The organism is Aeromicrobium alkaliterrae, from assembly GCF_039529015.1.
In the GTDB taxonomy this organism is placed as follows: domain Bacteria; phylum Actinomycetota; class Actinomycetes; order Propionibacteriales; family Nocardioidaceae; genus Aeromicrobium; species Aeromicrobium alkaliterrae.
The window spans coordinates 87,612-101,738 of sequence record NZ_BAAAME010000004.1 but is presented as its reverse complement, the minus strand read 5'-3'; the positions used below and the strand labels follow the sequence as shown (position 1 = coordinate 101,738).

General features: G+C 71.2%; 9 protein-coding genes. 4 read left to right on the top strand and 5 right to left on the bottom strand.

Annotation, left to right across the window (positions count from 1 at the left end; all coding sequences use genetic code 11):
• Positions 1-16: 16 nt before the first annotated feature.
• Positions 17-1,108, bottom strand: a complete 1,092-nt coding sequence (gene nemA, locus ABD127_RS08455; RefSeq protein ID WP_344199948.1) for an N-ethylmaleimide reductase — start codon at positions 1,106-1,108, stop codon at positions 17-19.
• A gap of 4 nt (positions 1,109-1,112) precedes the next feature.
• Positions 1,113-2,744: an ABC-F family ATP-binding cassette domain-containing protein gene (locus tag ABD127_RS08450; RefSeq protein ID WP_344199946.1), complete on the bottom strand. Its 1,632-nt coding sequence runs from the start codon at positions 2,742-2,744 to the stop codon at positions 1,113-1,115.
• Between the two features lie 225 nt (positions 2,745-2,969).
• On the opposite strand from ABD127_RS08450, the gene ABD127_RS08445 reads away from it, so the two are divergent.
• Positions 2,970-4,862, top strand: a complete 1,893-nt coding sequence (locus ABD127_RS08445) for a TIGR03767 family metallophosphoesterase (protein ID WP_344199944.1) — start codon at positions 2,970-2,972, stop codon at positions 4,860-4,862.
• Between the two features lie 159 nt (positions 4,863-5,021).
• On the opposite strand, the gene ABD127_RS08440 is transcribed toward ABD127_RS08445, so the two are convergent.
• The 3 genes from ABD127_RS08440 to ABD127_RS08430 form a co-directional block, all read right to left on the bottom strand.
• Positions 5,022-7,679 carry a dipeptide ABC transporter ATP-binding protein gene (locus ABD127_RS08440; protein ID WP_344199942.1) on the bottom strand — a complete coding sequence of 886 codons (2,658 nt, stop codon included), beginning with the start codon at positions 7,677-7,679 and terminating at the stop codon, positions 5,022-5,024.
• On the bottom strand, positions 7,679-8,776 hold the full coding sequence (locus ABD127_RS08435) for an ABC transporter permease (RefSeq protein ID WP_344199939.1): 1,098 nt from the start codon (positions 8,774-8,776) through the stop codon (positions 7,679-7,681). Before ABD127_RS08435 ends, ABD127_RS08440 begins: the two co-directional genes overlap by 1 nt.
• A gap of 77 nt (positions 8,777-8,853) precedes the next feature.
• Positions 8,854-10,464, bottom strand: coding sequence for an ABC transporter substrate-binding protein (locus ABD127_RS08430; protein WP_344199936.1), 1,611 nt, complete (start codon positions 10,462-10,464; stop codon positions 8,854-8,856).
• A gap of 152 nt (positions 10,465-10,616) precedes the next feature.
• Here ABD127_RS08430 and ABD127_RS08425 point away from each other — a divergent pair, with 152 nt between their 5' ends.
• From ABD127_RS08425 to ABD127_RS08415, 3 genes are all read left to right on the top strand, one after another.
• Positions 10,617-11,372 carry a DUF5819 family protein gene (locus tag ABD127_RS08425; protein ID WP_344199933.1) on the top strand — a complete coding sequence of 252 codons (756 nt, stop codon included), beginning with the start codon at positions 10,617-10,619 and terminating at the stop codon, positions 11,370-11,372.
• On the top strand, positions 11,369-12,334 hold the full coding sequence (locus ABD127_RS08420; RefSeq protein WP_344199930.1) for an HTTM domain-containing protein: 966 nt from the start codon (positions 11,369-11,371) through the stop codon (positions 12,332-12,334). Before ABD127_RS08425 ends, ABD127_RS08420 begins: the two co-directional genes overlap by 4 nt.
• Before the next feature lie 181 nt (positions 12,335-12,515).
• Positions 12,516-14,099: a choice-of-anchor G family protein gene (locus ABD127_RS08415; RefSeq protein WP_344199927.1), complete on the top strand. Its 1,584-nt coding sequence runs from the start codon at positions 12,516-12,518 to the stop codon at positions 14,097-14,099.
• Positions 14,100-14,127 lie beyond the last annotated feature (28 nt).

Here is a 14,127-nt window from a genome sequence, read left to right as displayed (position 1 = left end):
GACACATCTGGGCGGGTCAGGCGAGGGCGGGGTAGTCGGTGTAGCCCTCCGCGCCGCCGCCGTAGAACGTCGTCGGGTTCGGGTCGTTCAGGCTCTCGCCCGCCTCGAGCCGCTCGGCCAGGTCGGGGTTGGCGATGTAGCTGCGGCCGAAGGCGACCGCGTCGATGAAGCCGGCCGCGAGCAGGCGGTCGGCCTTCTCGGTCGTGTAGGCGCCGGCGCCCACGATCGGGCCGGGGAACGCCTCGCGGAGCGAGGTGCGGAAGGCGTCGTCGAGCGCCGGACCGCCGGCCCAGTCGGGCTCGGAGAGGTGCAGGAACGCAAGGTCACGCTTCGCGAGCTCGCGGGCGAAGTAGAGACCCGTGTCGCCGCCCGCGAGGTCCTCCAGGCCGTTGAACGAGCCGATGGGGGAGATCCGGATGCCGACGCGATCGGCCGACCAGGCGCCCACGACCGCGTCCACGATCGCCAGCGGCAGGCGGGCGCGGTTCTCGACCGAACCGCCGTACTCGTCGTCGCGCAGGTTGCTGACCGGGCTCAGGAACTGGTGCAGCAGATACCCGTGGGCGCCGTGGATCTCGACGGCGTCGAAGCCGGCCTCGCGGGCGGCGACCGTCGCGTGGCGGAACTCCTCGACGGTGCGAGCGATGCCCTCGGCCGTCAGGGCCTGCGGGGTCGGGCAGCTGACCCGCTGCGGGAGGCCGTCCTCGCCGCGGATCGACGTGCGGTTGCGGTAGGGCTCGCCCGAGGCCGACACGGGGGCCTCGCCGCCGTGGAACGACTCGTGCGAGACCCGCCCGACGTGCCACAGCTGGGCCGCGATCCGGCCGCCCGCCTCGTGCACGGCGTCCGTGATGCGGCGCCAGCCGGCGACCTGCTCGGGGGAGTAGATGCCGGGGGTGTCCATGTAGCCCTTGCCCCACGTCGAGACCTGCGTGCCCTCGGACACGATCAGGCCCGCGCCGGCGCGCTGCACGTAGTAGTCGCGCATCAGGTCGTTCGGCACGTCACCGGGCGGCGTGGCCCGCATGCGGGTCAGCGGCGCCATCAGGACGCGGTTGGGGAGCTCGACGGCTCCGAGGGTCACGGGGGAGAAGAGGCTCGTGGTCACGTCCTCAGTCAACCGTCTGGTCCTCCTCGGGTATTCCGGGCCCCGCGACCTCCGCCAGACCGTCCTCGGTCAGCTCGAGCCAACGGTCGATCCCGAGCCGCTCCAGGAAATCGTCGTCGTGGCTGACGACGACCAGGCCCGAGCGGCTCGACCACAGCGCCGAGACCAGTGCGTCGATCGAGTCGAGGTCGAGGTTGTTGGTCGGCTCGTCCAGCACCAGCAGCTCGTGCGCCGGATCGGCCAGCAGCAGCCGCGCCAGGGCCACCCGGAACCGCTCCCCGCCGGAGAGGGTGCCGACGGGGCGGGCGATCTCCTCGCCGCGCAGCAGGAACCGCGCGAGCTGGCCCCGCACCTGCCCCGGTGGGGCGTCGGGACAGGCCGACCGCACGGTGTCGAGCACGCTGGCGGCCTCGTCGAAGTCGTCGAGCCGCTGGTCCAGGTGTCCGATCCGGTCGGTCAGCGCGACGCCCGAGACCGGGGCGTCGGTGTCGGTGCCCCGCACGAGCTGCCGCAGCAGGCGGGTCTTCCCGATCCCGTTGCGCCCCATCAGGGCGACCCGCTCGGGACCCCGCACCTCCACGACGGTGTCGCCGCTCGTGAGCTCGACGAGCCGCCGCCGGGGCGAGAGGCGCGGGTCGGGGAGGTCGATCCGGATCGTGCGGTCCTCGCGAACCGCCTCGGCCGCGGTGTCGACGGCCTGACGGGCCTCGTCGATCCTGGCCTCCTGCGTGCCCCGGACCTTGGCCATCGAGTTCTCGGACTTGAACTTGCGGGTGTTGAGCAGGATCTTCGGCACCCGCTTCTCGCGCGCCGCCTTGGCGCCCTGCTTGCTGCGGTGCGCGAGCCTCGTCTCGACCTCCTGGCGCTGACGCTTCTCGGCCCGGAGCTTCTGCTCGGCCGTGCGCAGCGTCTGCTCCGCGGCCTCCTGCTCGGCCAGCAGGTGCTCGCGCCACGCCGAGTACCCGCCGCCGAACGTCGTCAGCCCGCCGGAGTGCAGCTCGGCCGTGTCCTCCATGCGGTCGAGCAGGGCCACGTCGTGGCTGACCACGATCAGGGCGCCCGGCCACGTCGCGACGAGGTCGTGCACCCGTGAGCGGGTGCTCCTGTCCAGGTTGTTGGTGGGCTCGTCGAGCACCGTGACGTCGGCCGGCTCACGCCGCAGACCGGCCAGCGCCGCCAGCACGATCTCGCCGCCGCTGAGGGTCGTCAGCGGACGATCGAGGGTGAGGGTGTCGAGGCCCAGCGCGGCCAGGTCGGCCTCGCTGCGCTCGTGTACGTCCCACGCGTCGCCGATCGCGTCGAAGTGGGCGACGTCGGTGCTGCCGCCCTCGACCGCGGTGAGCGCGTCGACGACGGTCCGCACGCCGAGGAGGTCGGCGACCGTGGCGCCGGAACGCCGGTGCACGAACTGGTCGAGGTGGGCGATCGACCCGTCGACCGTGATGCTGCCGCTCGTCGGGGTGAGGTCGCCGAGCGCGAGCCTCAGGAGGGTCGACTTGCCGACGCCGTTGGCGCCGACCAAGCCCGTGCGGCCGCGGCCGAAGGTGCCGGAGACATCGGCCAGGACGCTCGTGCCGTCAGGCCAGGCGAAGGTGAGGCCGTCGAGCACGACGGCAGGGTGGAAGGGGGTGGACATGGGGCTCCCGGGTGGTCAGTCGAGCGCTGACCGCGGAGCCGGTCCCGAGGATGAGGGGACGGGTGAATCGGCGACGTCAGCGCGTGGAACGCGTGGGGTGACGGTCGGCGATCTTCACCGGAAACCTCGAATCGGCGGGAGTGGTACGCGGACCACTGTACAGCGGCGCCACAGTTTGGTGCCCGGCGACCCGTGACCTAGGTCACGTTTCGACGTTGAGTGGGCGTGGACATCTCCCGGCGTGACGTGATTCGTGGAGGCGCCCTCGGCGCCGTGGTCGTGGTGGGCAGCCAGGTGCTGGGGCCGTTGTCAGCCCAGGCCGTCTCGCCCGCGCGCGTCAATGCTCTGCTCGCGCGCAGCACCCTGCAGTCGACCTTCACCGTGACCGCGCCGAACGCGCGCGGCTACCGCAACGTCGCGATCGCGGCACCGGACCCGCACGTCGTGCGCACCGACCTGGGCATCGCGGCCGCTCCCGGGCGCGCCTCCGGCCGGGTGCACAAGGCGACGTTCGTGCAGCTCAGCGACGTGCACGTCGTCGACCACCAGTCGCCCGCCCGCCTGGAGTGGTTCGACCGCTTTGACGACCCGGGCACCTCGGGCGCCCCCACGGTCGGCCTGTTCAGCTCGGCGTACCGCCCCCAAGAGATCCTCTCGGCCCAGGTCGCCGACTCGATGGTGCGCGCGATCAACGCCCTCGGCGCGGGCCCGGTGCTCGGCACGCCGCTGCAGTTTGCGATCCAGACCGGCGACAACTCCGACAACAGCCAGCACAACGAGATCCGCTGGAACATCGACATCCTCGACGGCGGGCCGGTGACCCCGGACAGCGGCGACCCGAACCGGTACGAGGGGGTCGCCGACCAGGACGCGCTGACCTACGACACGCACTACTGGCACCCCGACGGGTCCCCGCCCGGCCGCGCCGACGACGACTACCGCGGCGACTTCGGCTACCCGACGATCCCCGGCCTGCTGGACGCCGCGCGCAAGCGCTTCCAGGCCGAGGGCCTGGGCGTGCCGTGGTTCTCGGTCTACGGCAACCACGACGGCCTGGTGCAGGGGCTCTTCCCGGCCGGCACGGTGCCGTTCGGCCTGCTCTCGACGGGCAACCTCAAGGTCATCTCGCCCCCGCTCGGCGTCTCGCAGGCCAACCTGCTGGACGCCGTGACGCGCGCCGACCTCGGCATCCTGCTGCAGGGCCTGACGCTCGGCCTGGGCGCGCGCGTCGTGACGGCCGACCAGAACCGCCGGCTCCTGACTCGCAAACAGGTCGTCGACCAGCACTTCACGACCACCGGATCGCCTGTGGGGCACGGCTTCACGGCGCAGAACCGCAGCAACGGGACGGCGTACTACACGTTCGACCGTGGTGACGTCCGCATGGTCGTGATGGACACGGTCAACCCGAACGGCTACTCCGACGGCTCGCTCGACGACACCCAGTTCGCCTGGCTCAAGCAGGTCGTCGACGCGACGACCGACAAGGCCGTGGTGCTGTTCAGCCACCACACGTCCGACACGATGGGCAACTCGCTGCAGGGCCTCGGTGGCGACGTGCGCACGCGGGTGCTCGGCCCGGCGCTCGTGAGCTACCTGCTCTCCAAGCCGCAGGTCATCGCGTGGGTCAACGGCCACACGCACACCAACCGCGTCATCCAGCACCCGCGGGCCGACGGCTCGGGCGGGTTCTGGGAGATCAACACGGCGGCGCACATCGACTTCCCGCAGCAGGCGCGCGTCATCGAGATCGCCGACAACCGCGACGGCACGTGGTCGATCTTCGGCACCCTGCTCGACCACGCGGCGCCGGCCGCGTTCGACGGCGACCTGGACAACCCCGTCTCGCTCGCGGCCCTGTCGCGTGAGCTGTCGGCGAACGACCCGCAGACCGACCGCGCGAAGTACCGCGGCGAGGTCACCTCACGCAACGTCGAGCTCCTCGTCCAGCGCCCGCCGGGCGTCGGCACGACCCCGGCCGTCGTCCCGGGCACCGTCACGAACCCGACACCCGCCCCGACCGCACCCCCCGCCCCGGCGCCGGCCGCGGGCATCCAGGGCGTCCTGACCTCGCTGATCAACACCCTGACCGGCGGCCTGTTCGGGCTCCGCCGGTAGCGCGGCGGGCTCCTGCCCGCACCCCGACGGTCGAATGACGGAGTCGGCACGGCAAATGGTCCCCGGGCACAGCAAATTTGCCGTGCCCGGGGACCAATTGCCGTGCCCTGCTTCGCCGAGCGGACCGGCGCGGCACCCGGAGCGGTCAGGAGCAGGTGGTCAGACCCCGCTTCGCTCCGCGCGGCGGCGGCGCTGCTCGACCGGGTCGGGCACGGGCACGGCCGCGATGAGGCGCTGCGTGTACTCCTCGCGGGGCGACCCCAGCACCTCGGCGCGCGGGCCGATCTCGACGAGACGTCCGTGCTGCAGCACCGCGACACGGTTCGCGAGTGAGTCGACCACCGCGAGGTCGTGGCTGATGAACAGGCACGCGAACTGCAGACGCTCCTGGAGCTCGCGGAAGACCTCGAGCACCCGGGCCTGCACAGACACGTCGAGCGCGGACGTCGGTTCGTCGGCGATCAGCAGGTCGGGGTCGAGCGCCAGCGCGCGGGCGAGCGAGACCCGCTGGCGCTGGCCGCCGGACAGCTCGTGCGGGAAGCGGCCCTCGTAGGCCCCCGGGAGCTCGACGTCGTCGAGCAGCTGGCGGACCTTGGCCCGCACCGCGGTCTCGCCCAGGTCGGTCTGCGTGCGCAGCGGTTCGGCCAGGCAGTCGCCGACCGACATCCGCGGGTTGAGCGAGGCCGCCGGGTCCTGGAAGACGAAGCCGAACTTCTTGCGCTGCGGTCGCAGCTTGGCGTCGCTGACGCCCGAGACCTGCTGGCCCGACACCACGACCGACCCGCTGGTGGGCTGCTGCAGACCGACCGTCGTGCGGCCGATCGTGGACTTGCCGGAGCCCGACTCGCCGACGAGGCCGAGCACCTCGCCGCGGCGCACCTGCAGCGAGACGTCGTCGACCGCGCGGAACGTGGGCCGGCCGAAGCCACCCGGGAAGTCGACGACGAGTCGGTCGACGTCGAGCACGACCTCCTGGTCGCCCGAGAGCGGGTCCGGGCCCGACTCGTTGCCCAGGTGCGGCACCGCGTCGAGCAGCGCTCGCGTGTAGGCGTGGGCGGGGGCGGCGAACAGCCGGTCGACGGGAGCCTGTTCGACGATCGTGCCCCGGTACATCACGACGACCCGGTCGGCGACGTCCGCCACGACGCCCATGTTGTGCGTGATCAGGACGATCGCGGTGCCGAGCCGGTCGCGCAGGGACAGGAGCAGCTCCAGGATCGACGCCTGCACCGTGACATCGAGGGCCGTGGTGGGCTCGTCGGCGATGATCACGTCGGGGTCGCAGGCGATCGCCATCGCGATGACGACGCGCTGCTTCTGACCGCCGGAGAGCTGGTGCGGGTAGTGGTCGATCCGCTCGGCGGGGTCGGGCATGCCGACCAGCTCGAGCAGCTCGACGGCTCGCTTCCGGGCGTCGGCGACCGAGACGTCGCGGTGGGCGCGGATGCCCTCGACGATCTGCCAGCCGATCGTGCGCACGGGGTTGAGCGCCGTGGACGGCTCCTGGAAGACCATCGAGATCTCGTCACCGCGCACCGAGCGCAGGGCGCCCGGAGCCGCACCGATGAGCTCGCGAGGCTCGTCGCCGGGCGTGGTCAGCACGGCGGACCCCTCCACCGTCGCGGTGTCGGGCAGCAGGCCCAGCACGGCACGTGAGCTGACGGACTTGCCGGAACCGGACTCGCCGACCACCGCCACGACCTCGCCCGGCGCCACGTCGAACCCGATCTCGCGCACGGCGCGCACGGGCGACCCGTCGGTGCGGAACGAGACCGACAGGTCCCGCAGCGACAGCACGGCGACGCGCTCGCCGTCGGGGGTCGCCCGAGCCGCCTGGACGGGAACGTCGTCGGCCACGATCTCGGCCACCTCCTCGGCGTCGTGGGCGTCGTTGCCGCCACGCGTCCGCAGGAGCGGGTTGAGGATGTCGTTGAGGCTCTCGCCGACCAGCGTCACGCCGAGGACGATCAGCACGATCGCCAGGCCGGGGAACGTGCCGGTCCACCAGATGCCGGACGCGGCGTCGGGCAGCGCCTTGTTGAGGTCGTACCCCCACTCGGCCGCGGCCGACGGCTCGATGCCGAAGCCGAGGAAGCCCAGCCCGGCCAGCGTCAGGATCGCCTCGGAGGCGTTGAGCGTCGCGATCACGGGCAGCGACTGCGACACGTTGGAGAAGACGTGGCGGAACAGGATCCGCGGGGTCCGGACGCCCGCGACCCGCGCCGCGTCGACGTACGGCTCGGACTTCACCGCGAGCGTCGCGTTGCGCACGACGCGGTAGTACTGCGGCACGAACACGACGGTGATCGAGATCGCCGCCGCGAGGATGCCGCCGAACGCGCTGCTCTGCCCGCCGGTCAGCACGATCGACACGACGATCGCGAGGAGCAGCGAGGGGAACGAGTAGAGGGCGTCCATGACCAGCACGAGCACGCGGTCGAGCCAGCCGCCGAGGTAGCCCGAGACCAGCCCGAGCGGCACGCCGACGAGGCTCGACAGCACGACCGCCATGAGGATCACCTCGACGGCGGTGCGGGCGCCGAACACGACCCGGGACAGGACGTCCTGCCCGCCGACCGTGGTGCCGAACCAGTGCGCCGCGGACGGAGCCTGCTGCGTGCCGAACCGCACGCCCTCGGCGTCACGGACGGCGTTGAAGTCGTAAGGGGCGATCCACGGCGCGAAGATCGCGACGACGAGGAAGACCGCCATCAACGCGAAGCCGAGCAGCAGCATGAACCGCTGCAGGCCGTGCGACTGCCGCACCACGGCGGGCACCCGCGGGCGGAGCGAGCGGGTCGGGGTGGCGACGCTCATCAGAACCTCACTCGCGGGTCGACGATCGCGACGATGACGTCGATCAGGAAGCTCGTGACGCCCACGATGAGGGCGATCAGCGTGACGATGCCCTGCACCGCGAGGAAGTCGCGGGCGATCAGGTACTCCGACAGCTCGTAGCCGATGCCCTTCCACTCGAAGGTCGTCTCGGTCAGGATCGCACCGGCCAGCAGCATCGCGATCTGCATGCCCATGACGGTGACGACCGGCACGAGGGCGGTGCGGAAGGCGTGCTTGCGCACGACGCGGCGCTCCGAGACCCCTCTGGCGCGGGCCGCGGTGACGAAGTCGGCCCGCAGGGTCTGGAGCAGGTTGACGCGAACCAGGCGCAGGAACACGCCGCCGGTCAGCAGGCCGAGCGCGACGGCGGGCAGCACCGCGTGCTGGAGGACGTCGACGACCATCGCGGGAGTTCCGTGGAGGATCGCGTCGAGCAGCAGGATGTGGGTCTGCCCGTCGGCCCGCGAGAGCGCGAGCTCGGTCGTGGTGCTGGCCCGACCCGAGGACGGCCAGCCGAACGGGGTGAAGGCCAGCTTGAGCAGCAGGCCCACGAAGAAGACGGGCGCGGCGTAGACCAGGATCGCGCCGAGCCGCAGGACGACGTCCGGGAAGCGGTCGCGGTGGCGGGCGGCGAGGCGGCCCAGCGGCACGCCGACCGCGAAGGCCACGATCAGGGCGTAGACCGTCAGCTCGAGGGTCGCGGCACCGTTCTGCACGAGGATGTCGGAGACCTTGCGGTTGTCGGTCAGCGTCGTGCCGAAGTCGCCGCGGAGGATGCCGCCGAGGTACTCGAAGTACTGGGTCAGGATCGGGCGGTCCAGCCCGGCCTCGGCCTTGCGCTCGGCGATCTGCGCGGGCTGCAGGCGTCCGCCCTGCGCCGCCTGGATCGGGTCGCCGATGACACGCATCAGCACGAAGACGAGCGTCACGAGGACCCACATCATCGGGACGATCAGGGCGAGCCGCACGAGCAGGTAGCGGGCCAGCGGGTTGAGGCGGCCGCGACGCGGCGCGTCGGCGGTGGGCGGCCCGGAGGAGGGGAGGTCGGCCTGGCCGAGGACTTCGGCGGAGGACATGGGCGTGGTCCCTTTCGACGGGCGGTGGCATCGCGCAGCAGGGGCGGGTCCGACGGACCCGCCCCTGCGCTGGCGACCTACTGGGACAGCGAGGTGAAGCGGAACTTGAAGGACGCGTCGAGGGTGTCCTCGACCCCCTTCACGCCGTCGACCGCGATGGCGACCGAGGTGCCGGTCAGCAGCGGCAGGAACGGCACCTGCTCGGCGAGGCGCGTCTGGATCTGGCCCAGGGTCGCGGCCCGCGTGGTCGGGTCGCCGTCGGTGCGCTCGGACTCCAGGAGGCTCGTCATCTCCGGATCGGAGTACGGCGTGCCGTCCTCGTTGTAGTGCGAGTTCGTGAAGTTGCCGGCCTTGTCCTCGGAGTACGGGCTGAGGAACGGCGACAGGTAGTTGTCGGCGTCGGGGAAGTCCGGGAACCAGCCGAGCTGGAAGACCGGGTATCCGTCGGTCGGGAACTCCTCGGAGTACGTGACCCACTCGGTCGACTGCAGGTTCACGGTGAACAGCCCCGTGTCCTCGAGCTGGCGCTTCACGGCGTTGTACTCCTGGTCGGAGTTCGAGCCGTAGTGGTCGGGGTTGTACTGGAGCTGGATCTCGACCGGCGTCGTGACGCCGGCGTCGGTCAGGTACTTCGTCGCGGCGTCGAGGTTCGGCGCGTCACCGTAGAGCTCCTTGAACGCCTCGGTCGCGCCGGTCTGTCCCTCCGGGACCATCGACCACGCGGGGGAGTAAGTGCCCTGGTAGACGTCCTCGGACAGCTCGCTGCGGTCGACCGACGAGGCGACGGCCTGACGGACGGCGAGCTTCTGCGCGGGCGTGCCGCCCGGCATCGTGTCGAGGTTGAAGACCATGTACCGCAGCTCGCCGCCGGCGCCGGTGTGGACCGTGATGCCGTCCTTCTTCTCGAGGTCGGCGATGTCGGTCGGCGTCAGCGAGCGGTAGGCGACGTCGATGGCCTCGTTCTCGATGTCGAGCTTGAGGTTCTCGGACTTCGCGTAGTACTTCAGCGTCACGACGTCCTCGGCCGGCGCGTCGTACGCACCGTCGTAGTCGGGGTTGGCCGTGAACTCCGCGAGCTCGTTCTTGTCGTACGACGTGATCGTGTACGGGCCGGAGAAGCCGTTGGCCTCCACCGCGTCGTCGTCGGCCAGCACCTCGTCGGCCGGGTAGGTCTCCTCGTCGACGATCGGGCCGGCCGAGGTCACGAGGATCTGCGGGAACGTCTGGTCGTTCGGCGAGTTGAGCGTGAACGTCACGGTCGAGTCGTCGACGGCCTCGACCGAGGCCATGTTGCCGAGCAGCGACGCGGGGCCGTTGGGGTCGTTGATGTCGACGACGCGCTGGAAGGAGAAGGCGACGTCGGAGGCCGTGAGGTCGTTGCCGTTGGCGAACGTGAGGCCCGGCTTGACCGTGCAGGTGTACACGGTGGGCTCGGTGAAGTCGCAGGACTCCGCCGCGTCGGGGCTGAGCTCGGTCGAGCCCGGCTTGAAGTTGAGCAGGTACTGGTACACCTGCGTCTGCACGGTCGTCGAGCCGTTGTCGTACGAGCCGGCGGGATCGATCGAGACGACCTTGTCGGTCGTGCCGACGATCAGGCCGGCCGTGGCGTCGCCCGAACCGCAGGCGACGAGAGCGGCGGCCGAGACGGCCGTGGTCAGCGCGATGGCAGCGCCTCGGCGCAACGTCATGCGAACTCCTCACGAGAACAGGCCCGCCCGTCGGACCCGAGTCCTCGGAACCGTAGCCAGCGGGGAGGCGTCCTGGGGAGGTTCAGCAGGTTGCAAAAGGGTGACGTAGGCAACTTGTCACCTGCCGGAGCCGTGCGCCCTACAGTGGCCCGGTGTCGAACGAACCCCCCACGCCGAGCCGCGCCTCGAGGGTGCGCGGGGTGGTCGTGGTGCTGGTGGTGCTCGTGACCTGCGTCCAGCTGTTCGGCGTCACGTTCATCTCGATCCCGCCCCAGTCGGCGCCGCCGGGTACCCGGGCCGCGTCGGAACTCGTCCTCAACGCGTACTTCGAGGAGGAGTGGAAGCTCTTCGCGCCGAGCCCCGTCAACGCCGACCGCGACCTCATGATCCAGGCGGCCTGGCGCGACGGGGACACCGTCGAGGTGGGGGAGTGGGTCAACATCACGGCGGTCGACGACGCGGTCGTCGCGCACTCGGTCGGAGCCCCGCGGTCGGCCTACCTGACATCGCGGCTGGCCGGAGGTCTCGACGCCGTGTGGTCGAACGTGTCCGCGGAGGTCCGCAGGGGCGTGTCCGACGAGACGACCGAGTCGTCTCCGCTGACGACCGAGGACCTCCACGACCTGCTCGGCGCGGAGGAGGTCACCGGCCTGGCCCGTGACCTCATCGTCGAGCGCGACCAGGGCGCCACGACCTACCTCACCGACGTCTTCCGGTCGCTCGAGCCGGATCGCGAGCTCGTCGCGGTCCGCTACGGGACCCGGTTGTCGACCGCGCCGACGTGGGACCAGAGGCACGAGGCCGAGAAGTCCGTGGGTGCGGTGATCGACGGGCCCTGGCGGACGCCCGCCCGGGACGATCCCGAGCGGCGCGAGAGCATCGCCGGCTACCTGGAGCGGAACTCGTGAGCGCCCGCACCGACGTCGTCGCGACCTCCGTCGACCGCCTGGTCGCCTGGCTGACGTCGCACCGCTGGTCGACCTTCGGCCTGGCGGCGACGCGGATCACCCTCGCCTTCACGATCCTCGTGCAGATCGCGGTGGGTTTCGCCGATCGGCAGTACATCTGGGGCGTCGGCCACCGGTGGGCCGAGCCGTTCCACGACCGTCAGGCCGTGGTCACGTGGATCCCGTGGCTGCCGGCAGGCCCGGCGTGGGTCACCGAGCTCGCGGTGCTGGCCTCGGTGCTGGCCGGGATCGCGCTGCTGCTGGGGTGGCACACGCGCACGGCGTGCATCGCGACCTTCCTGCTGTGGGCCCTGATGATCGACGCGTCGCCCATCCTGCGCTCGGGCGCCGAGGACGTCGTGCGGCTCGTCCTCTTCTACCTGTGCTTCAGCGACAGCGGCGCCGCCGCCTCGCTGGACGCCCGGCGTCGCCGGCGTCTGGACCGCCCGACGCCGTCGCGGGAGTGGGTCACGATCCTGCTCAACAACGCCGCCGTGGTCCTGATCGCCCACCAGATCGTGATGATCTACGTCGGGTCGGCGCTGTGGAAGTTCGACGGATCGGTGTGGATCGACGGCACGGCCGTCTACTACCCGCTGCAGGTCCACCAGTACTCGCCCTGGCTCGGCGAGCTGGGGTGGCTCTACGAGTGGTCCCCGTTCGTGCACCTGGCGTCGTGGAGCGCGATGGTGATCCAGCTCGGCTTCCCCCTGCTCCTGCTGACCAGGCGCACCCGCATCATCGGATTCGTCCTCATCACCGGAACGCACCTGGGCATCGGCGTCCTGATGGGACTCATGTACTTCTCGCTGGCGATGATCGCCGCGGACGCCGTGCTCATCAGTGACGACAGCTGGCGGGCCGCGGCCGGGAATCTCCGGAAACGCAGTGCGCGATGGCGCCAGCGGTCGGTCCCCGCCTGAGGGGCCATGAGGCTGTGACCCATGCCACAGCGCCGGGTTTCGGACGGGTATTAAGTCCTGCTGAGAATGTGGTTAACTGTCGATCGGACAGAACCGGTCCGATTGGACTAGTCCTGCTGTCACGGGCCGGGAACACCCCCACGCCCCGTCCGACGTAAGAACTTACGAGGAGCTCTCCCGAATGAAGCACATCGGCAAGAAGGTGATTGGAGCCGGCGTCGCGACGCTGCTCATCACGTCCGTCGCCAGCCTGAACGCTGGTGCCGCGACGGTCACCAACTACAAGTCCTACGCCGAGGCGCAGTACATCGCCGCCTCCGGCGCGCTGCTGGGCGACGCTCTCGTCGACCCGCTGGCCGACTTCCTCGAGGGTGGATCCTTCGGTGAGGACGACGGCGCCGCTGGCGCCGCCGCCTTCGTCGACACCGCCGCGGGCACCCCGGCCACGTCGGGCCCCTTCTCCACCGACAACACGCCGCTGGAGCCACTCGAGGCCCTCACCGGCCCGCTCGGTGACCTCCTCGGCGCTGGCGTCGGCCCGGCCGGCAGCTTCGCCGTCGCGAACCAGGACGCGTCCCGCGCGGCCTCCGGCCTGCTGACCTCCGACGGCATCGTCGACGTCGGCAACTTCGACGCCGCCGACCCGACCAACGCGAGCCTCGACCTCACCGGTCCGGGCAGCCCGCTCGAGGCCCTCAACGGCCTGGCGAACGCGAGCCTGATCATCGGTGCCGTCGGCTCGTCGACCGAGGTCGCCGCCGGCGCCCCGACGGTCGGCATCCACGACTACGGCATCGCCGGTGGCGCGCTCGTCCTCGAGGTCCCGCTCCTGGCGGACCTGCTGGGCACGCTCGACCAGGTCGAGGACATCAGCGTCCTGGGTCTCGTCGGCATCAACGGCGTCGGCACCCTGGTCGACTCGCTGACCACCCTGACCGGCAACGGCCTGACGATCGACCTGTCCACGGGCACGGTCACGATCGACATCGAGCCGCTCCTGGTCGCCGCGGGCGTCGACGTGAACAACCTCGACCCGAACACGCCGATCCTCCCGGTCGTCATCGAGGGCGTCCTCGACGAGCTCCCGACGCTGCTCAGCAACCTGACCAGCACCCTCACGGACGGCATCGCCAACCTCGAGGTCACGCTGCTCGACCTGCTGGGCAACCCGATCGTCGTCCCGCTGGGCGAGGCGCTCAACGGTCTGCTCGGCCCCGTCCTGAAGCCGCTGGTCGACGACATCGTCAACCCGCTGCTGGTCACCGTGGGCGACGCCCTCGGCCCGGCGCTGACGCAGCTGCTGACGGCGCTCGAGCCGCTCGTCGACATCCGCGTGAACGTGCAGGAGGCCAACCCGGGCAGCTACCGCAGCCTCATCGCGGACCGCCTGCCGACCACGACGAACGTGTTCTCGACGACGGCCCTGCGCGTCGCCCTCCTGAGCGCTGCGGGCGACCCCGCCCTCGCGCTCAACCTGGGCAACTCGCTCGCCGGCGCCAACTCGGCCGTCACGACCGACGACCAGACGAACGCGAACGCTCCGGCCAACGCCCCGGCGAACGCCAACGCTCCGGCCAACGCGAACGCCCCGGCGAACGCCAACCTCAACGGCAACGGCGGCCTGGCCGACAAGTCGGTCGACACCCTGCCGAGCACGGGCGCCTCGAACCTGTGGCCCTTCTGGCTGCTGGGTCTGCTCCTCGTGGCCCTGGGTGCCGCGGCGATGATCAACGAGAAGCGCCGCGAGTCGGCTCTCCTCGCCTGATCAGCGACCACTGAACGGATGCCGGTGA